Genomic DNA, 19,566 nt, shown 5'->3' on the forward strand with positions numbered 1-19,566 from the left:
CTCAACCGACCACCGGCAGTTGCGCGATCGCGCCCGCATGGCCCTTGCTGACCTTCACGTCCACCGATCCGCCGAGCAACTTCGCTCGCTCCTTGGCGCGGACCACCGCCGCCTTCAGCGCGGCCGCCTCGCCCACCCGTCCGTTCACCCGGATCTCGAGCGCATCGGCCTCGAACCGCACGCTCACCACGATCGGCGCGTCGGCCAGCGCCGTCACCAGGTGCTCGACGATCCGGTACGCCGAAAGCTCGACAGTGGCGGGTAACGCTCGCGGGTCGCCGGTCACGGTCAACTGCGAGTGCGACGTACGGAGCCGGGCGAGCAACGTGTCGAGATGGGCGACTGTCGGCGTCGGGGCGATCGCGAGGTCGTCGCCGCGCAGCAACCCGACGATCTCGCGCATGTCGTCGAGCGTCTGCCGGCTGCCCGACTCGATCGACTCCAGCGCGGCCTTGGCCTCGGCCGGCGCGAGCCCGTTCGCGGACTCGGCCTCGGTGGTCAGGCCGGCGAGCCGCTCCTGCAGCAGACCGTCGAGCTGCCGCGACAGCCGGGCGCGGTCGTCGGCGACCTCCAGCGCGGCCCGCTCGTCGCGCAGTTGCCGCAGTTCCGCCTCCCGATCCGCGAGCTCACGGTTCAGCGCCGTACGCCGCCGGGCCGCGAGCCCGACGCCGAACACGATGCACACGATCGGCAGCGCCAGGACGATCGCGCTCGGGCCGGTCGTCGCGTCGACCACGAGCACCAGCACGGTCAGTACGACGCTGAGCCCGCACACGAACCACCGGGTCGTTCGCTGGGCCGCGAGCGCTCCGAGGAACGCGATCACGAACGCGAGCGGGAGACCCGCGCCGCAGCGGGTCACCCACCCGAACAGCAGGTCGTGCACGGCCATCACCAGCACGGAGACCGTGGCGACGGCGAGCACGCTGCGCCGCCACCACAGCACCGGAAGGGCCGCCGCTACGAACACTGGGATCATCCAGAGCGAGTGCGAGCTCTGTGCGTGCACCATCGATCCCTCCGCGATGGCGTTCCGCACCTGCGCTGCGGAGGTCTGGACGTTCTCGGTCATCAGCACGATGCCGAGCAGGGTGAGGCCGCCCGCGATCCCCCAGTCGCGGAGCCTGACTCCCTTGAAGACTGCCCCGAAGACCTCACCCATGGCCTGCTCCCCACCACCAGTCCCGCTCAGGCGTGCACGGCCGCCGGCGCCGCGGACTGCTTCGTGACTCGATTCTGCACGAACGCGCCGACCGCGTAGAAGAGCGCGACACCGGGCAGCGCGATCACGAGCGCTCCGGCGACCGAGTCGATCGAGGAGTCGCGGAACAGCGTCACCAGCTGGATGACGACGATGCCGGCCAGCCCGGTGACCTGGTTCCGCCAGGATCCGGCGAACCGCGCGACGGCGTACGCCAGCGCGAAGGTCAGCGGCAGCACGAGCCCGCAGCGCGTCAGCCAGCCGAACACGACCACATGCGCGATCGCGGTCAGCGCCGTGATGCCGACGACCGCGAGGACACTGCGGCGCCGCCACAGGATCGGCAGCGTCACCAGCAGGAACGCCGGCACGATCGCCCAGCTCGTCGTCGACAGCGGATGCGGCAGGTTCGCGTCCAGGGCGGCGGTGTTCTCGTACATCATCAGCACGCCGCCGGCCGTCATCAGGCCGGCCAGTACGTAGTCGAGGGGCCGGATTCCCTTGAAGATCTCGTTCATCGGATTGTCCTTTCAGTCCGGGCCATGTCCTGACCGTAGATTTCGGCCGCTGTCGGCCACGTCTGGCGCGAGGACGATCCCGATCCTCCGCGCGGATGATCCGTCTCGTCCGCACGGATGACCCGGTTCCGGCACAATCGGGCTGTGCCCGATGAGATGTCCGACAAGATCCGGGTGCTGGTCGCCGACGACCAGACGCTCGTCCGTACCGGCTTCCGGGTGATCCTGGAGGCCGAGGGCGACATCGAGGTGGTCGCCGAGGCTGACACCGGTACGGCGGCCGTCCGGCAGGCGCAGCTGGTCGCGCCGGACGTGATCCTGATGGACATCCGGATGCCCGAACTCGACGGGCTGTCCGCGACCGAGCAGATCCGCCGGCAGCCGGATCCGCCGACGATCATCGTGCTCACCACGTTCGACCAGAACGAGTACGTCTACCGCGCGCTCCGGGCCGGCGCGGCGGGCTTCCTGCTCAAGGACTCGCCGTCCAGCCGCCTGATCGCCGCGGTCCGGGCCGCCGCGACCGGCGACTCGCTGATCGAGCCGGCCATCACCCGCCGGCTCGTGGAGCGGTACGTCGAACCTGTCGAGCCGAAGGGCATGCCACCCGAGCTGGCCACCTTGACCGAGCGCGAACTCGACGTACTGCGGTTGATCGCCGCCGGGCTGTCCAACGCCGAGATCGCGGCCGAGCTCGTGGTCGCCGAGACGACGGTGAAGACGCACGTCGCACGGCTGCTCACCAAGCTCGGGATCCGGGACCGCGTGCAGGCGGTCGTGGTCGCTTACCGGACCGGGTTCGTCAAACCCCGCTGAACAACAGGTGAAAGATCTTCCGATTGGCGGGAGAAGCGGTTAGTTTGTCACAGCTTGCCGCGTCCGTCCGTTGGGGAGGCTCCTGTGTCGCTCATCCGTCCTTTCAGCACAGCGATCGGCGTGGGGGCCCTGTTGGCCGGCGTGCTGGTCAGTCCTGCGGTCGGACAGTCCGAGGGGATCACCGATGCCGCGATCGCCGAGAACGGCGTACTGACGTCGCGTTCCGACAGCCCCGTCGCGCCGGGGGTGAACTACACGTCGTTCGAGCGGCTCGATCCGAAGGGCTGGCAGCGCGGCGACATCCTCGACACCGACCTGGACAAGCACGGCGTGACCGTGGACCTGGTCAACGGCGGCAAGGTCTCCGGCGGGCAGCCGCTCAGTCAGCAGCTCGCCCGCAAGGGTGCGATCGCGGGTGTCAACGGAGACTTCTTCGACATCAACGACACCACCGCGCCGCTGGGCGTCGGCGTGGAGTCCGGCAAGCTGCTGAACGCGCCGGCCGACGGTCACAACGACACCGCGGTGATCGGCAAGGACGGCCTCGGCAGGATCGCGCAGTTGTTCCTGCAGGGCACCGTGACCGACGGCGCCGTCAAGCTCGAGCTGACCAACCTCAACTCGCCGGCCGTGAACGCCGGCGGGATCGGCCTCTACACCCCGGACTGGGGCGACGCCGCCCGGACCCGGACCGTCGACGGCCTGCCGACCGTCCGCGAGGTGATCCTTCGGGACGGAGTCGTCGTCTCGTCCGCCACTACTCCGGCCACCACCCCGCTGGCGGCCAATGAGCAGGCGCTGATCGGCCGCGAGGCCGGTGCCGACGCGCTGACCGCGCTGCAGGTCGGCGACAAGGTCGACGTCGCGTACGGCCTGCGCCCGGACGCCGCCGACGTCGCGGCGGCGGTCAGCGGCAACTACCAGCTGGCGAAGGACGGTCAGGTGCCGGCCGACGTACCGGACGCCGATCTCGCGCCCCGCACCGCGATCGGCTTCGACGCCGACGGCAGCCGGATGATCCTGCTGACCGTGGACGGCCGCGCGACCGGTTCGCGCGGCCTGTCGCTGAAGGAAATGGGTCAGCTGATGATCAGCCTCGGTGCTGACGACGCGCTGAACCTGGACGGTGGCGGCTCCTCTACGATGCTCGCCCGGACGCCGGGCAAGGCCGCGCCGGACGTCGTCAACGACCCGTCCGACGGCAGCGAGCGGCTGATCCCGAACGGTCTCGGCCTGGTCCCGACGAAGGGCAGCGGCCGGCTGAACGGCTTCCGCGTCGAGTCGGTCGGCACGTCCGACCAAGGCCCGGACACCGACATCTCCCGTAGCTCCCGCGTCCTCACCGGCCTCAGCCGGGTGCTGAAGGCCACTGGGTACGACGAGACGTACGCGCCCGCCACCGGTACGCCGTCCTGGTACGCGGGAAGCAACGTCCGCGTCGACCAGCAGGGTGTGGTCACCGGCCGCCGCGCCGGCGACGTGATCGTCACCGCCACCCGCGGTACCGCTAACGGAAGGTTCGCGATGACCGTCCTCGGTGCGCCGGCCCGCCTCGCCCCCTCCACCCGCCAGGTATCGCTCGCCGACTCCGGCGCGACAGGCTTCTTCGAGATCGACGGGTACGACGCCGACGGGTTCGGCACCTGGATCGAACCGCGCGACGTCAAGCTCGGCTACGATCCCGCACTCCTGAAGATCGTTGCTTCGCGCAACGGGTTCGAAGTAAGTGCTGTTGGCAACGAAGCCACGTCGGCCGTGATCACGGCGACCGTCGGCACGTTGACCACACAGCTCAGTGTCACCGCTGGTCTGACGAGCACCGTCGTCGACGAGCTCGACGACGTCACCAAGTGGGCCGCGAACGCCGTACCGGCCGGGAAGGCCACGGCGTCGCTGTCCGCCGCCGAAGGTCACGACGGCGGGCAGGCGATCGCGCTCGACTACTCGTTGACGGGCAGCACCGCCACGCGGGCGGCGTACCTCTCGCAGACCCCGCAGCAGACGCTGCCCGGGCAGCCGCAGAAGCTCGGCGCGTGGGTGTACGGCGACGGCAAGGGGGCCTGGCTGCGCGCGAACGCGTACGACGCCGCCGGCGGTACGGCGCAGACGCTCAACCTGGCCGCCGCGGTCGACTGGACCGGGTGGAAGTACGTCGAGGCGGACATCCCGCCGGGACTGACGTACCCGCTGCGGTTCTGGCGGATCTACGTGGTGGAGACCTCGCCGACCCGGCAGTACTCGGGCCGGATCGTCGTCGACGACCTGACCGTCCGGAGTGCGCCGCCGGTCACGATGGCTCCGCCGGCGAAGGTGATCGACCCGATGGTGGTCACCGACGGGACCGTGGTGACAGGCAGCCGCTGGCGGTTCGCGGTGATGTCGGACGCGCAGTTCACCGCCGACGACCCGAACTCCGACTACGTGCAGCAGGCGCGGCGGACGATCCGCGAGGCGCTCGCGCAGAACCCGGACTTCCTGGTCATCAACGGCGACTTCGTCGACCGCGCGTTCGGGCCGGACATCGCGCTGGCCAAGCAGATCATCGACGAGGAGGTCGCGGGCAAGGTGCCGGTGCATTACGTACCGGGCAACCACGAGACGTACGGTCCGGGCGACCTGTCCGAATGGAAGAAGGTCTTCGGCGCCGCGACCAGCACGTTCGACCACAACGGCACGCGCTTCATCCTCCGTGACTCGTCGCTCGGGTCGCTGCGGGCGGGCGGGTTCGACCAGATCCTCGACCTGCGGTCGCAGCTGAACGAGGCCGCGACGGACAAGTCGATCAAGAACGTCGTGGTGATGGCGCACCACCCGATCGACGACCCGTCGCCGACGCAGAACTCGCAGCTCGGCGACCGTAAGGAAGCCGCGATGATCGTGAAGTGGCTCGCCGACTTCCGCGCTGCGACCGGCAAGGGGGCTGCGTACATGGCCGGACACGCGGGCACGTTCGCCGCGACCCGTACCGACGGCGTACTGCTGCCGCTGACCGGCAACTCGGGCAAGAGCCCGGCCGCCGCACCGGACGCAGGTGGCTTCACGGGCTGGGCCCTGGTCGGCATCTCGAAGTCGGCTGGTCAGCCGTGGTTCCAGGTCGAGCTGCGGCCGCATGTGGACTCGCTGGAGCTCGCCGCGCCGGCCGCTCTGCGTCGCGGGCAGACCGGGACGGCCGCGGCGACCGTCGTACAGGACAGCCGCCGGGTGCCTGTGTCGTTCCCGGTGTCGGCGGACTGGTGGGGTTCGTCGACGATGCACATCGGTACGGCGAAGAGCGCGCCGTTCTGGGCGGTCGCGTCGTACGACCCGGCCACCGGTGTGGTGACCGCACTGCGCCCGGGCACTGCCCAGCTGGGCGTGACGGTGAACGGGGTCTCCAAGAGCACGACGCTACGCGTGGATTGGTAGCGTCGGGCGGGTGACTGACGTGGTGGTACCGCAGCGGCTGCGGAGTGGAGACCGGGTCGCTGTGGTGGCGCCGTCGGGGCGCGTGGACGCTGCGCGGCTGGCTGTCGGCGTGGAGCATCTGAAGGGCTGGGGCATCGAGGTGGACGTGATGCCTTCGGTGCTGGCCGGGGACGAGCGGCTGCGGTACCTCGCCGCGGACGACAAGGCCCGCGCTGCGGACCTGCGGAACGCGTGGCTCGACCCGCAGTACGCCGCGGTGTTCTGCGCGCGTGGTGGCTACGGCGTGCAGCGGATGATCGAGTACGTCGACTTCGACGAGCTGGTCGCCGTACCGAAGTGGTTCGTCGGCTTCAGCGACATCACCGCGCTGCACGAGGCGCTGAACGCACGCGGTCTCGTGACGCTGCACGGGCCGATGGCTGCGGCTGTGGAGCAATTGGCTGTTGAGGAGGGGCGTGAGCGGCTCAGGGCCTTGCTGTTCGAGCCGGAGACCGTCACTGACCTCCTGCACGGTGCTCGCACTGTCGTTGGTGGCGTGGCGGAGGGCCGGCTGCGTGGTGGCAACCTGGCGTTGCTGGCGGCCAGTGTCGGTACGCCGACGTACGCGCCGCCGGCTGGTGTCGTCGTACTCGAGGAGGTCAACGAGGAGGCGTACCAGGCGGATCGGCTGCTCACGCAGCTCTTGCGGGCAGGGTGGTTCGACCAGGTGACCGGACTGGTCATCGGTGACTTCAGCAACGGTGGCGTGGGGGTCGACGACACCATCCGCGAGCGGCTCGAGCCGCTCGGGCTGCCGATGGTGGAGGGTGCGGCGATCGGGCACGAGCCGTTGAACCTCGCCGTACCGCTGGGCCTACCGGTACGGCTCGACGCGACCGCCGGAACCCTTACGCCAGGTGCTCTCGCAGGAAGCTGAACGCCTGCGGGTACGCGTCCAGGCGGTTCTTGAGCTTGGCCAGACCGTGGCCTTCGTCCGGGTACACGAGCAGCCGGCACGGTACGCCGCGGCTCGTCAGCGCCTCGGTGATCTGCTCGGCCTCCGACAGCGGGACCCGCGGGTCGTTGGCGCCGTGGATGACGAACAGCGGCGCGCGGATGTCGTCGACCCGGCTGAGCGGACTCGCCGACTCCAGGAACTCGCGGTCCGTGGCCAGGTACCCGTACTCGCGCTCGCGCATCGCCCGCCGGTAGTCCGACGTGTTCTCCAGGAACGTGACCAGCGAGGCGATGCCGACGATGTCCACACCGGCCGCCCACAGCTCCGGCTGGAACGAGACGCCCGCCAGCACCATGTAGCCGCCGTACGAACCGCCCCAGAGCGCAGCACGCTTCGGGTCGGCGCCGATCGTCGGGAGCCACGCGTTGATCGCGGCCAGGTCCTTGACCGAGTCCAGCCGCAGCTGGCGGTCGTCGAGCGAGTACCAGCGCTTGCCGTAGCCGGCCGAGCCCCGGACGTTCGGTACGACGACCGTGTGGCCCTCGCCGGCCAGCGCCGAGATGATCGGGCTCCAGATCCGCATCGCGGCGGCTTCCGGTCCGCCGTGCACGTGAACCACCGTCGAGCCGAGGTCCGGAGCCGTCGGGCGGAATACGAACGCCGGCACCTGCTCGCCGTCGAACGAAGGGACCCGCAGGCTCTCCGGGTGCTGCAGCTCGGCCGGAACCTCGACCTGGTTGATCGCCGTCAACTCACCGTTCGGCATGAACCGGTACACGGTCGGTGGGACGACCGGCGAGTTGTAGGTGATCGCCGCGAACGAGCCGTCCGCCGACCAGATCGGGTCCGGCGTCGCCATCGTCAGCGCCGCGCAGCCGCCGGCCGGCAGACCGACCGGCGCGATCGCCGTACCGTCCTCGAGCCGGTGCAGCGCGAGCGTCACCTCGCCGTCCTCGAGGACGGCGATCAGTTGGTGCTCGCCGTCCGGTGACGGCCACGCGGCGAGGTCACGTGCGTCGTCGACCAGTACGTCGGTCCACACCGCGTCGGCCACGTCGTACCGGCGGATCGCCTTCCGGTCGCGACCGGCATTGCTGGAGACCACGAACGCGGACGAGTCCGGGAGCCAGGCGACCGGGCCCTGGTCGTTGTGGGCATCCTCCGGCGTCAGCTCGGTGACGGCCCGGCTCGACGTATCGACGAGCAGCAGCTGCATCGAGTTCGCGGTGCTGGAGGCCTTCGAGAGCACGACCCACTTGTCGTCCGGCGACGGGTCGACGGCCATCACCCAACCGCCGGCGTCGTACAGCACGGTGTCGCGGCCGGTCGCCAGGTCGCGGGTGACCAGGTCGAAGTCCACGCCGTTGCGGCGGTTGGTCGTGTAGAGAATGCGTCCGGCACGAGCGGCGACCAAGTGGTGGATGTACTCCGCGTCGTGCACCAGCGGGGTCAGCGCGGGCAGTCCGTCGTCGGCGAGGTCCAGGATCGAGAGCTGGCCGCGTTCGTCGCCGCCGGTGTCGTGCTCGACGACCACCTGGCTGCTGCCCGGCACGAACCAGGCGCTGCGGCAGGTGTCGCCGAGATCGGTCAGCGCACGCCACGTCCCGTCCGGCGCGACCTCGTTGACCTGGCGGGTGCCGGTGCCGTCGTACAGCACCAGCATCCGGCCCTCGTCGTCGATGTCGAGGGCCAGCGTGGTGGGCAGAGAAAACAGCGTTGTCAGCAGCACACCAGCAATCCTCACACGCTGAGGAGGGCGTCAGCCGCCCTCCTCACACGTCAGCGGTCGCCGTGCCAGGAGTGCCAGAGGGCGGCGTACGCACCCTGGGCGTCGACGAGCTCGTCGTGGCCGCCCAGCTCGACGATCTTGCCGTCCTCGACGACGGCGATCACGTCGGCGTCGTGCGCGGTGTGCAGCCGGTGTGCGATCGCCACCACGGTCCGGCCCTCCAGCACGGTCGCGAGTGACCGCTCGAGGTGGCGGGCCGCGCGCGGGTCCATCAACGAGGTCGCCTCGTCCAGGACCAGCGTGTGCGGGTCAGCCAGCACCAGCCGCGCGAGTGCGATCTGCTGAGCCTGCGCAGGTGTCAGCGAGACCCCACCGGAACCCACCTCTGTGTCCAGCCCGTCGTCGAACCCGGCGACCCACCCGTCGGCGTCGACCGACCGAAGCGCCGCCCACAGGTCCGCGTCGGACGCGTCCTGCCTGGCCAGCCGCAGGTTGTCCCGCACGCTGCCCACGAACACGTGGTGCTCCTGGTTGACCAGGGCGACATGGCTGCGCACCTGCTCCGCGGACATCCGGTCCAGCGCCGCACCGCCCAGCGTGATGTCGCCGACGCGCGGCGAGTAGATGCCGGCCAGCAGGCGGCCGAGCGTCGACTTGCCCGCACCGGACGGGCCGACCAGCGCGACGCGAGCACCCGGCTCCACGGTCAGCGTCACGCCGTGCAGCACGTCGCGGCCCTCGAGGTAGCCGAAGCGGACGTCGTCGGCCAGCACGGTCCGCCCGTCCGGCTCTGCCTCGCCCTCCTTGACCGCCTCCTCGACCTCACGGACGCCGACCAGCCGCGACAGCGACACCTGCGCGACCTGCAGCTCGTCGTACCAGCGGATCATCATGTTGACCGGCTCGGCGAGCTGCTGGATGTAGAGCGCGCCCGTGGTCAGCGCACCAACGGTGAGCCAGCCCTGGATCGCGAACCCGCCGCCGATCACCAGCACCGCCGCCAGCGCGACCGTGTGGGTCATGTTGATCACCGGGAACAGGATCATCCGCAGGTACAGCGTGTACCGCTCCCAGGCGACCCACTGGCCGATCCGGGTGTCACCGAACTGGATCCGGCGGCCACCGAGCCGGTGCGACTCTACGGTCCGGCCGGCGTCGACGGTCTCGGCCAGCGCCGACGCGACCGCCGCGTACCCGGCGGCCTCCGACCGGTACGCCGATGGCGCACGGCGGAAGTACCACCGGCCGCCGACGATCAGGATCGGTGCCGCGATCACGACCGCGATCGCGAGCGCCGGAGCGGTCACGACCAGCGCGCCGATCAGCAGCGACGCCCAGATGATCGCGATCGTCAGCTGCGGTACGGCGTCGCGCATCGCGTGCGACAAGCGGTCGATGTCGGTGGTGATCCGGGACAGCAGGTCACCCGTCCCGGCGCGCTCCAGTACGCCCGGCGGCAGGCCGACCGCGCGGACCAGGAAGTCCTCACGCAGGTCCGCGAGCATCTCCTCACCGAGCACCGCACCGCGCAGCCGGGTCAGCCGGACGAACACGGTCTGCACCAGCAGCGCGATCACGAAGCCGATCACGACGGACGGCAGCTTCACGTCGGTGCGGCCCTCGGACAACTTCTGCACGACGTTGCCGAGCAGCCACGGCCCGACCATGCCGCTGAGCGCCGCCACCGTGTTCACCACGGTCAACCACAGGAACTGCCGCCGGTGCCGGCGGAACAGGGTCTTGACGTAGGCACGAACCGTCGCGCCTTGCGCCACCGGCAGCCGCACTACCTCCTGCGGGGCTGCCGGGTCGTACACAGGGCGCTTCACAGTGACTCCTCGAACGTTGCTTCTTCTTCACGGGTCACGACCGCGCGGTACTGCGCGTTGCCGTGCAGCAGCTCGTGGTGCGTACCGACCGCGGCCACGTGGCCGTCCGGCACGAACACCACCCGCTCGGCGCGGTCCAGCATCAGCGGGCTCGACGTGAACACCACGGTGGTCCGCCCGTGGCGCAGCAGGCGTAGACCGTCTGCGATCCGCGCCTCGGTGTGCGCGTCCACAGCACTGGTCGGCTCGTCCAGCACGAGCACCTGCGGGTCGACGTACAGCGACCGGGCGAGTGCCACGCGCTGGCGCTGGCCACCGGACAGGGACCTGCCCCGCTCGGTCAGCACCGCGTTCATCGCGTCGGACTCACCAGCGGGCAGTGACTGCCGCAGTACGTCGAGGATGTCCTCGCACTGCGCTGCGTCCAGGGCAGTCTCCGGAGAGATCGCACCACTCGCCGGTACGTCGAACAGCTCGCGCACCGTCCCTGACAGCAGCACCGGGTCCTTGTCCTGCACCAGCACCACAGTGCGCGCCGACTCCAGCGGGAGGTCGTCCAGCGCTACGCCGTCGAGCAGCACAGAGGCCTCGCCGGCAGCGGACGGGCTGTGACCACCCAACCGGTCGGCCAGCAGACCGCCCGCGTCAGGGTTGCCACTGACGACCGCGGTGAAGCTGCCGGCCGGCACGTGCAGCCCGGTGACCGGGTCGAGCAGGTCACCCTCCGGCAGCTGTGCCTCGCCGGTGGCCTTGGTCTCGTCGGTGCGCTGCAGCGACAGCACCCGCGCGGCCCGGCGCGCCGACACCTTCGAGAAGATGAACGCGCTCGCGGTCTCCTCGAAGGTGTGCAGCGGCACCAGCATGAACGTGATGAAGCCGTATGTCGTGACGAGCTCGCCCACCGATATGTGGCCGGACGTCACCAGCCGGACGCCCATCCACACCACGAGCACCAGGAACAGGCCGAACAGCAGCACCTGCAGGGCCGCGATCAGCGACCACATGCGCGCACTGCGCACCGCACTGCTCCGGTACTGCTGGGAGGCCTCGCGGTAGCGCTGCAGGAAGAGCTGTTCACCGCCGATGCCGCGCAGCACGCGCAGACCGGCGACGGTGTCGGCGGCGAGCTCGGTGGCCCGGCCGCCCTTGGCCCGCTGCTCGTCCGCGCGGCGCTCCGCCGGACCCATCAGCGGGACGATCGAGAACGCGAGCACCGGTACGGCGACCGCGACCACCAGGCCGAGCTGCGGTTCGTACAGCAGCAGGCCGATGACGACCGCGAAGCAGGTCAGCAGCGCGGCCACGAACCGGCCGAGCACCTCGACGAACCAGCCGATCTTCTCGACGTCGCCGCTGCTCACCTGGACCACCTCACCGGCGGCGATCCGGCGGGTGAGCAGTGAGCCGAGCTCCGCGGCCTTGCGGAAGAGCAGTTGCTGCAGCCGGGAGGCCGTGCTGATCCAGTTTGTCACGACGGCCTGGTGGAAGAACGAGTCGGCGCCGGCCTTGGCCGCGCCGAAGGCGAGCAGCAGCACACCGGACAGGATCAGCTTCGGCCAGGACAGGTCGATCGCCGCCTGGACGGCGAGCCCGACCGCGACCGGAGCAGCGGCGATGCCACCGAAGTACACAAGTCCCCAGAAGACCGCTAAGGCCTGCCCGCGAAGCTGCTGGTGCTCCAGCCAGAGGATGAGTCGGAGGCCGGACCGGGTATCGGGCACACCCGGATCGGCGAACGGAATGAGGCGCAACGACATGACGTCTCGCAATGAGGCATAGAAGGGGTGAGCAAGGAGCCTGACCAGGCGAATGGATCAAGCCTAGGTGCCGCCGCCGACAGTCCCCAAACCGTTTTCCGGGACAGCCGGGAACCGTTTCCAACACGGGTAGTACAGTCTTCAACAGACGAAGGGAGCCGGGTGGAGGAGCTGACGCGCGGGCGGCGGCTGCTGGTGCTGGCGATCTGTTGTTCCAGCCTGTTCATCGTCGGGCTGGACTCGACGATCGTGAACCTGGCGCTCCCGGCGATCCGGTCCGAGTTCGGGGCGCCGGTCGAGAAGCTGCAGTGGACGATCGACGCCTACACGCTGGTGCTCGCGAGCCTGTTGATGGTGTCCGGGTCGACCGCGGACCGGGTCGGCCGGCGGCGCACGTTCCAGTCCGGGCTGGTGCTGTTCGGCATCGGTTCGTTGCTGTGCGGGGTCGCGCCGACGATCAACCTGCTGATCCTGTTCCGGGTGCTGCAGGCGGTCGGCGGGTCGATGCTGAACCCGGTGGCGATGTCGATCATCACCAACACGTTCACGAATCCGCGGGAGCGCGCGCAGGCGATCGGGGTCTGGGGCGGCGTGGTCGGGCTGAGCATGGCGGTCGGTCCGGTCGTCGGCGGGTCGCTCGTGGACGCTGCGGGCTGGCGGTTCATCTTCTGGATCAACGTGCCGGTCGCGGTGGCCGCCGTACTTATGACGGCGTTCTTCGTACCCGAGTCGCGGGCCGCGGTGCCCAGGCGGATCGACCCGGTCGGGCAGGTGCTCGTCGTACTGCTGCTCGGCGGGCTGACGTACGGGATCATCGAGGGGCGCTCTGCGGGGTGGGGATCGCCGCTGATCATCGGGTGCTTCGTGGTGTGCGTGCTGGCGCTGGTCACGCTCGTGTACTACGAGAGCCGCCGGGAGGAGCCGCTCCTCGACCCGCGGTTCTTCCGGAGCGCACCGTTCTCCGGGGCGACGCTGATCGCGGTGTGTGGGTTCTCGGCGCTGTCCGGGTTCCTGTTCCTCAACTCGCTCTACCTACAGTCCGCCCGTGGTTTCAGTGCATTGCACGCCGGTCTGCTGACGCTGCCGATGGCTGCGATGACCGTGGTGTTCGCACCGGTCTCCGGGTGGCTGGTGGGTCACCGTGGTCCGCGCGTACCGCTGGTGGTGGCTGGGGTGATGCTGACGAGCGCAGGGCTGCTCCTGTCGCGCCTTGACCTCTCTACCTCGACGCTGACGCTCTCTGTTGCCTATCTGATCTTCGGACTCGGCTTCGGCATGCTGAACGCTCCCATCACCAACGCAGCCGTCTCCGGCATGCCCCGTGCCCAGGCCGGCGTCGCAGCAGCCATCGCCTCCACGAGCCGCCAGGTCGGCGCCTCCCTCGGCGTAGCAGTCGCCGGCACAGTCCTCACCGCCCGCCTGGTCGGTCCCTTCGAGAAAGGCTTCGTGGACGCCGCCCTGCTCTGCTGGTACATCATCGCGGGCTGCGGCGTACTGGTCCTCGCCCTCGGCCTCATCACAACCAGCCGCTGGGCTCGCAGTACGGCCCCGAGCGTCATGGCACAGTGAGGCCTGCTCGGGTCAGGGCTTTGAGGCGGCCTTTCAGGATCTTTTGGCGGCGGTCTTCGTCCGGGAACAACTCCAGGTAGGCAGAGCCTTTCGCGGCGAGCAGGTCGTCATCGAGGCGTCGTACTGTGCCGGCCGGGGCGCGGTGGGTCATCGCGGCCTGTACTGCTTCGCTGTCGATGTCTGTGAGCAGTTCGGTGAGCTGTTCCTCGGTGGTGACGCCCAGGCGATGCAGGATGCCCAGGATCCACGTGTAGTGCGTCGTCTTCGCATGCGGCGCGTCCGGGTAGCGGCGGTTCAGGTACGTCGTCAGCGTCGCCGTCGTGAGGTCCAGCGGGGCCTTGTCCGGAGCGGACGCGGCCAGCTCGCGGTACAGCCGGTCGATCTCGGTGAACTCGTTGTCGGCCAGTTCCATCAACGCGGCCGCCAGCAGGAACCGCCGGTCGAACTCGGGCTTGCGGTCCGGCGGGATGTCCAGCTTGTACCGGATGTCGTGCTCGAACTCGGCCCACGCGTGCTGGACCGCGGTCCGGACCTGGATCTCCATCACCAGGTTCTTGAGCACGGCGTACTCCGGGAGCTCGCGGCGGTGCTCGTTCAGCCGGACCAGGTAGTGCTTGCTCGCGTACCCGAAGACGCCCTGCGCGCGGGTGTGCGCGCCCATGTCGGTGTGCTCGACGATCTCGAACTCGGCCTCGATCACCTCACACACCCGATCCACCGCCTCGACCAGGAACGTGATCACCCGGGCCGCTACCAGGTCGGTGATCTGGTTCAGCGGGTCGTCGTACTTCGGCCGGGTGGGATCGTCCGGATGCGGCTTCGACGCTTTCGCCAGGAACGACTCCGGGTCCTTCGCCCGGGCGGTCGCGCTGAGGTAGTTGATGCCTTCCTCTTCGCCGATCAGCTCGTTGATCAGCGCCTCGAGCTTGCGCGCGCCACCGACGTACTGCTGATGCACCCGTTCGTACAACGCCCCTGCCTGCGGAGCCCACTCCACCATGGCGGAACCATAGTGGTCCCGAGCTCGCTCGTGGTGTCTATCGCTTTCTAGTCATTTCGCTAGAAAGCTGTAGAAGGCCAGAGCGACACGCTCTGGTTCTTGATCGGTCAATCTACGGAAAACGCTAGACGGACTCATACAGTGAAAGCATGGATCCGATCCGGAATCCCTATGCGCCCGGCGCCGGTCAGCGGCCGCCTGAGCTGGCCGGACGCGACACCGAGGTGCGGCAGTTCGAGGTGGTACTCGAACGGGTCGCCGCAGGCAGACCGGAGCGGAGCCTGGTGCTCAGTGGACTCCGGGGTGTCGGCAAGACCGTGCTGCTGAACACCCTGCGCTCGCAGGCGATCAAGCGCGCGTGGGGCACCGGGAAGCTCGAGGCCCGGCCGGACCAGAGCATCCGGCTGCCGATCGCGCAGGCGTTGCACACCGCGATGCGCGAGCTCGGCCACCGGCACCGCGACGACGAGAAGGTCGACCAGTTCAGCGCCGTACTGAAGGCCTTCGCGCTCCGTACGGCGGCCAACGACCGGAAGGGGATCCGCTGGCATCCGCCGGTGGACGTGGCCGCGGCGAAGGGCCGGGCCGACTCCGGTGACCTGGAGATGGACCTGATCGAGCTGTTCACCGATGCGGCCGATCTGGCCGGGGACCTGACCGTCGGCGTCGGCCTGTTCATCGACGAGATGCAGGACATCAGCGCCGACGACCTGTCCGCGCTGTGCGCAGCGTGCCACGAGATCTCCCAGCAGAGCGCGCCGCTTGTCGTCGTGGGCGCCGGCCTTCCACACCTGCCCGCCGTACTGTCCGCCAGCAAGTCCTACTCGGAGCGGCTGTTCCGCTACGTCCGCGTGGACCGCCTGTCGCGGGACGCGTGCGACCGCGCGCTGATGATCCCCGCGGAGAGCGAAGGAGTGCAGTACGACGAGGAGGCCCTCGACGAGCTGTACGCGCAAACCGACGGATATCCGTACTTCGTCCAGGCCTTCGCCCACTCCACCTGGGACCACGCCCCGGCCTCGCCGATCACCATCAAGGACGTGTCGGTGGCAGCCCCCGAGGCCTCCGCCGAACTGACCGTAGGCTTCTTCGGCTCCCGCTACGAACGAGCCACCCCCGCCGAACGCGAGTACATGCGCGCCATGGCCGAACTGGGCATCGGCGTCGACGACGGCTCGGTCCCCACCGCCGAGGTAGCCAGCACCCTCAACCGCAAACCCCAGTCCCTCTCCCCCGCCCGCGACGGCCTGATCAAAAAAGGCCTCGTCTTCTCCGCCGAACGCGGCACCGTAGCCTTCACCGTCCCCCACTTCGGCAAATTCCTCCGCACCCGAACGGCCTGAGAAGCCCCACGCGCGCTACGCAGCCATGCCGCGCACCTGAAGCGACGTCCAGCGCCCCGACCTCACAGCGAAACGGGCCGCTCCTGCACGGGCCGACTCAACTGGTCGCGGTAAGCGCCGGCCACCTCCTGGCAGAAGGCAAGCAACTCCTGAACCCGTTCCGGCCTTAACCAGCCGGGGGACGTGCGCGCCAGTTGCTCAGACCCGTTGAATCCGAACAGTTGATCCGCCCTGCGCCGGAAGTCTGCGGTCACCAGTGCCTCGATCGGGATACCACTGTTCATCCCGCCGTACGAGCCGAACGGCACGAGGACGCGGCCGTCGGTGTACAGAACGACAACCGTCCGGACGCGGCTCTTCGCCGGTCCCCTCGCCTCGAGCACGACCTGGTTGGGTCCGAACCGGCGGCGCTGGCCGGCGGCGTCCCATTCAGCGACAACCTGCCGCACGGCGTTCCAGACCTCGGCGCTGCTGAGCCGCTCGAACTCGTCGAGACTCGACAGATTGCCGGGCTGACGGGTCCGCTCTACCTCGGCGGCGAAGTCGTTGGGCTCGATCACAGCCGTGAAGAGCGGCGCCCAGGCACTCTCGTCGACTCTCACTGCCCGCGCCTCGACGAGCCAGACGCTGATCCCACGGGCCGAGTCGAGGACGGCCAGATCGTTCAGGTATTCGGCCAGCGCACGAAACTCGTCCTTGTGTTCCTCGGCCACGACGATCAGACCGCGAGCACGCCGGGCGACGGCGTACGCGAGTCCCCGCGTCAGATGATCGTGATCGGCGCGACCGTACTGATTCTCGATCACGAACTCGGAGCCGTCCGCGACCTGGGCGACGATGTCGATGCGTCGGCCGCCGGTGGTGAGTACCTCGGCCTCGCCGGCGGCCGTCAACTCAACCCCGATGGCCTCACCGAGTTGGTCGAGTCGGTCCACGAGCAACGGTGTGAAATCCGTCGCCTCTCCCCGCCAGGCCTCGGTCAGTCGACCGAAGACCAGCCGCCCCATTGTCGTCATCAGATCTATTTAGCACGTGGTGGCGTCCTGGTCAGTAGCCGCGGTGTCGCACGTTGTTGTATGCAGCCGGGCTTTCGTGGGGTGGGGGTAGTCGGTAGGGTCGAGTGTCATGACCTCCCGGTGGCGTGGCCAGCAGTTGGGGGTGCGTGGGCGGCACAGCCGGCGGAAGGGGTATCGCGGGCAGTGGGTTGTGGTGACCTTGCTTGCGGTGCTGGCGACTGTGGTGGTGGCGCATCCTGATGTGGCGCATCGCGACAGTCTTGCCGCGCAGGTGGTTGCGGGGGTCAACGATGTGGCGGACGAGGAGCCGGTCGCGTCGGTGACTCCGACGCCGGTGGCTACGCCGACGCAGAAGTTCACCACGCCGCTGCGGCCGGCGCCGACCTTGACGCGGAAGCCCAAGGGTGCGAAGCCGAACGTGCTGGTGTCGAGCGGGAAGCTCGCCGTGGTGCCCGGGTTCAGTAAGGCGAACGGGGTCCGCGACAAGCTGACCTACCGCGTCGAGATCGAGCAGGGCATCACCGTGAACGGTGCCGCGGTCGCGGCGGCGATCCACAAGACGCTGACCGATCCCCGTGGCTGGCAGGCGTTGCACCCGGTGAGCTTCGAGCGGACCGACAAGCCGGACGCCGACCTGCGGATCATCCTCGCCACCCCGACGCTGACAGACAAGCTGTGCCTGCCGCTGGACACCGGCGGTGAGGTGTCCTGCCGCGTGGAGGACCGGGTCGTCCTCAACGCGAAGCGGTGGATCTACGCGATCCCGGCGTACAACGGCAATGTCGAGCTGTACCGCAGCTACCTGGTCAACCATGAGGTCGGGCATGCGCTCGGTCATGGGCACTCGACCTGTACGACGCCGAAGACCCCCGCGCCGGTGATGATGCAGCAGACCAAGGGCCTGGCCGGCTGCCTACCGAACGCCTGGCCCACGGTCAAGGCCACCTGAGACACTGGGCACGACGGGAAGGAGCGAGCGATGTCGTCACAGGACTTCCCGACGTACGGCCGGGGCGAGGATCCCGACAAGCAGGTGCCACCCGGCGAGGAGCACCACTACGCTCCGCCCACGCCGTACGGCGGCGGCAGCTACGCCGGCGGGCAGCAGCCGCCGCCGGAGCAGTTCCCGTACGCGCCACCCCAGCCGTACGGCGGCCAGCAACCGCCCGCGCCGACCAACCCGGCGTACCACCAGCCACCGGCCTACCGCCCTGGCACGCCGTTCGGTCCGCCGGCCAACCCGCAGCCGCATGAGCTGCCGACGTACGGCCGTGAAGCACCACGTGACGCCCGAGCCTCCCGCGTCGTCGGGCTGGCGACGTTCATCGCGACGATCTACGGCCTGCTCGTGCTGACGGTCCAGCGGGTCGCGCTGCGCGACATCTCCCAGGCGCCGGGCTCCCCGCTCAACCACCCGCTGCGCACGGACGTACTGGATGCGATCGGCCAGCTCATGCTGGTGACAGTGGGCATCGCCGCGCTCGTGCTGTGGATCCGTGACGTCCTGGCGCGCCGGAAGGTCGGCCGCAACCCGGACGCCGCCGAGCTGGTCGGCCTCGGCCTCGTGGCGGTGTCCGTGGTCCCGATCCTGGTCTGGCTGATCATCGTGCTGTCGACCGGTCTCGGCAGTGACGACGACGCGGTCCATCGGCTGCCCACGGCGTACGGCTGGGGTGGTTTCGGCCTGCTGATCCTCGCCGTCGGCCTGTTCCTCGGGTACCGCGAACTGAAGCCCGACGTACCGAACCCGGTCGTCAAGGCGCCGCCGGCGAAGGCTCCGTGGGAGTGAGCGCACCAGTCGTCCTGGTACCGGGTCTGGGCCTCGGCCCCGAGTCCTACGAAAGGACAACCGAGCACCTGATCTCGCGGTACCACGTGGTCACCCTCCCCGGGTACGGCGAACCCGCAGGCGCCCGTGAGGACCTGCACCCGCGTGCGCTCGCGGTGGCGCTGGCGGACAAGATCCGCGAGCGGGCGGTGCTCGTGGGCCACTCCGCGAGCTGTCAGATCGTCGTGGAGACCGCGATCCGCTACCCGGAGCTCGTCCATGCGCTGGTCCTCATTGCTCCGACCGGCGATATCCGGCTGTCGAGCTGGATCGACCGGGCGGTACGGCTCGTCGGGTCCGCCATCCCGGACGCACCGAAGCTGGTCCGGATCAGCCCGCAGTATGCCCGCACGACGCTGCCGTCGATCGCCCGCGCCGGGGAGGCGTCCCGGCAGCACGACCTGGCCGCGGTGATGTCCCAGGTCAAGGCGCCGGTGGTCCTCGTCCGCGGTAGGTACGACCTGATGTGTACGGCAGATTGGTTGGAAAAGCTCGCGGAGCTCAGTCACGGTGAGGCACGCACCCTGGACAGCGGGTCGCACATGCCCGTCGTCACCAACGGCCCGGAGCTGGCCGCTCTCATAGAACGAGCCGCCGCTCTTCCCGAAACCGGCTGAC

The 19,566-nt window shown here is 69.4% G+C and carries 15 protein-coding genes; 8 read left to right on the forward strand and 7 right to left on the reverse strand.

The genetic code is table 11. The features are described 5' to 3' along the window. Position 1 precedes the first annotated feature (1 nt). Complete coding sequence (locus FB475_RS16330; RefSeq protein WP_141856910.1) at positions 2-1,162, reverse strand: sensor histidine kinase; 1,161 nt, start codon at positions 1,160-1,162, stop codon at positions 2-4. A gap of 26 nt (positions 1,163-1,188) precedes the next feature. Next, complete coding sequence (locus FB475_RS16335) at positions 1,189-1,719, reverse strand: hypothetical protein (protein ID WP_141856912.1); 531 nt, start codon at positions 1,717-1,719, stop codon at positions 1,189-1,191. Positions 1,720-1,875: 156 nt separating this feature from the next. On the opposite strand from FB475_RS16335, the gene FB475_RS16340 reads away from it, so the two are divergent. The 3 genes from FB475_RS16340 (at position 1,876) to FB475_RS16350 (ending at position 6,856) form a co-directional block, all read left to right on the forward strand. Beyond that, positions 1,876-2,535, forward strand: coding sequence for a response regulator (locus FB475_RS16340; RefSeq protein ID WP_141858012.1), 660 nt, complete (start codon positions 1,876-1,878; stop codon positions 2,533-2,535). Positions 2,536-2,619: 84 nt separating this feature from the next. Then, positions 2,620-5,940: a phosphodiester glycosidase family protein gene (locus tag FB475_RS16345; protein ID WP_202878347.1), complete on the forward strand. Its 3,321-nt coding sequence runs from the start codon at positions 2,620-2,622 to the stop codon at positions 5,938-5,940. A 10-nt stretch (positions 5,941-5,950) separates the two neighbouring features. Beyond that, positions 5,951-6,856 carry a S66 peptidase family protein gene (locus FB475_RS16350; protein WP_141856914.1) on the forward strand — a complete coding sequence of 302 codons (906 nt, stop codon included), beginning with the start codon at positions 5,951-5,953 and terminating at the stop codon, positions 6,854-6,856. Here FB475_RS16350 and FB475_RS16355 read toward each other — a convergent pair. Genes FB475_RS16355 through FB475_RS16365 form a run of 3 tightly spaced genes read right to left on the reverse strand, consistent with a single transcriptional unit; the run spans position 6,828 to position 12,192 of the window. Next, positions 6,828-8,606 (reverse strand): S9 family peptidase, encoded by a 1,779-nt coding sequence (locus tag FB475_RS16355; RefSeq protein ID WP_238332177.1) that lies wholly within the window; start codon positions 8,604-8,606, stop codon positions 6,828-6,830. The two genes, FB475_RS16350 and FB475_RS16355, sit on opposite strands and share 29 nt — an antisense overlap. Positions 8,607-8,656: 50 nt before the next feature. Then, positions 8,657-10,435 (reverse strand): ABC transporter ATP-binding protein, encoded by a 1,779-nt coding sequence (locus FB475_RS16360; RefSeq protein WP_141856916.1) that lies wholly within the window; start codon positions 10,433-10,435, stop codon positions 8,657-8,659. After that, entirely contained in the window at positions 10,432-12,192 is a 1,761-nt protein-coding gene (locus FB475_RS16365; RefSeq protein ID WP_141856918.1) for an ABC transporter transmembrane domain-containing protein, read from the reverse strand. Before FB475_RS16365 ends, FB475_RS16360 begins: the two co-directional genes overlap by 4 nt. 162 nt (positions 12,193-12,354) lie before the next feature. On the opposite strand from FB475_RS16365, the gene FB475_RS16370 reads away from it, so the two are divergent. After that, positions 12,355-13,761, forward strand: a complete 1,407-nt coding sequence (locus FB475_RS16370) for an MFS transporter (protein ID WP_141856920.1) — start codon at positions 12,355-12,357, stop codon at positions 13,759-13,761. On the opposite strand, the gene FB475_RS16375 is transcribed toward FB475_RS16370, so the two are convergent. After that, positions 13,748-14,761, reverse strand: coding sequence for a GTP pyrophosphokinase (locus FB475_RS16375; protein ID WP_141856922.1), 1,014 nt, complete (start codon positions 14,759-14,761; stop codon positions 13,748-13,750). The genes FB475_RS16370 and FB475_RS16375 overlap by 14 nt on opposite strands. Positions 14,762-14,910: 149 nt before the next feature. Between FB475_RS16375 and FB475_RS16380 the strand changes: the two genes are divergently transcribed. Continuing rightward, entirely contained in the window at positions 14,911-16,104 is a 1,194-nt protein-coding gene (locus FB475_RS16380) for an ATP-binding protein (RefSeq protein ID WP_141856924.1), read from the forward strand. A 62-nt stretch (positions 16,105-16,166) separates the two neighbouring features. On the opposite strand, the gene FB475_RS16385 is transcribed toward FB475_RS16380, so the two are convergent. Further along, complete coding sequence (locus tag FB475_RS16385; RefSeq protein WP_141856926.1) at positions 16,167-17,120, reverse strand: hypothetical protein; 954 nt, start codon at positions 17,118-17,120, stop codon at positions 16,167-16,169. 109 nt (positions 17,121-17,229) lie between these two features. Between FB475_RS16385 and FB475_RS16390 the strand changes: the two genes are divergently transcribed. Genes FB475_RS16390 through FB475_RS16400 form a run of 3 tightly spaced genes read left to right on the forward strand, consistent with a single transcriptional unit; the run spans position 17,230 to position 19,565 of the window. Further along, the gene (locus FB475_RS16390) at positions 17,230-18,069 is read left to right on the forward strand and encodes a DUF3152 domain-containing protein (RefSeq protein WP_238332178.1); all 840 of its coding nucleotides are present in this window, start codon (positions 17,230-17,232) and stop codon (positions 18,067-18,069) included. A gap of 30 nt (positions 18,070-18,099) precedes the next feature. Continuing rightward, entirely contained in the window at positions 18,100-18,909 is an 810-nt protein-coding gene (locus FB475_RS16395; RefSeq protein WP_141856928.1) for a hypothetical protein, read from the forward strand. Beyond that, positions 18,906-19,565, forward strand: a complete 660-nt coding sequence (locus FB475_RS16400) for an alpha/beta fold hydrolase (RefSeq protein WP_141856930.1) — start codon at positions 18,906-18,908, stop codon at positions 19,563-19,565. Before FB475_RS16395 ends, FB475_RS16400 begins: the two co-directional genes overlap by 4 nt. Position 19,566 lies beyond the last annotated feature (1 nt).

This window comes from Kribbella jejuensis (assembly GCF_006715085.1).
Lineage (GTDB): Bacteria > Actinomycetota > Actinomycetes > Propionibacteriales > Kribbellaceae > Kribbella > Kribbella jejuensis.

What these genes read in the sequence shown, in the direction of transcription:
- FB475_RS16330 (WP_141856910.1), bottom strand. Translation starts at nt 1,162, where the DNA reads ATGGGTGAGGTCTTCGGGGCAGTCTTCAAGGGAGTCAGGCTCCGCGAC.
- FB475_RS16335 (WP_141856912.1), bottom strand. Translation starts at nt 1,719, where the DNA reads ATGAACGAGATCTTCAAGGGAATCCGGCCCCTCGACTACGTACTGGCC.
- FB475_RS16340 (WP_141858012.1), top strand. Translation starts at nt 1,876, where the DNA reads ATGTCCGACAAGATCCGGGTGCTGGTCGCCGACGACCAGACGCTCGTC.
- FB475_RS16365 (WP_141856918.1), bottom strand. Translation starts at nt 12,192, where the DNA reads ATGTCGTTGCGCCTCATTCCGTTCGCCGATCCGGGTGTGCCCGATACC.
- FB475_RS16375 (WP_141856922.1), bottom strand. Translation starts at nt 14,761, where the DNA reads ATGGTGGAGTGGGCTCCGCAGGCAGGGGCGTTGTACGAACGGGTGCAT.
- FB475_RS16380 (WP_141856924.1), top strand. Translation starts at nt 14,911, where the DNA reads ATGGATCCGATCCGGAATCCCTATGCGCCCGGCGCCGGTCAGCGGCCG.
- FB475_RS16385 (WP_141856926.1), bottom strand. Translation starts at nt 17,120, where the DNA reads ATGACGACAATGGGGCGGCTGGTCTTCGGTCGACTGACCGAGGCCTGG.
- FB475_RS16390 (WP_238332178.1), top strand. Translation starts at nt 17,230, where the DNA reads ATGACCTCCCGGTGGCGTGGCCAGCAGTTGGGGGTGCGTGGGCGGCAC.
- FB475_RS16395 (WP_141856928.1), top strand. Translation starts at nt 18,100, where the DNA reads ATGTCGTCACAGGACTTCCCGACGTACGGCCGGGGCGAGGATCCCGAC.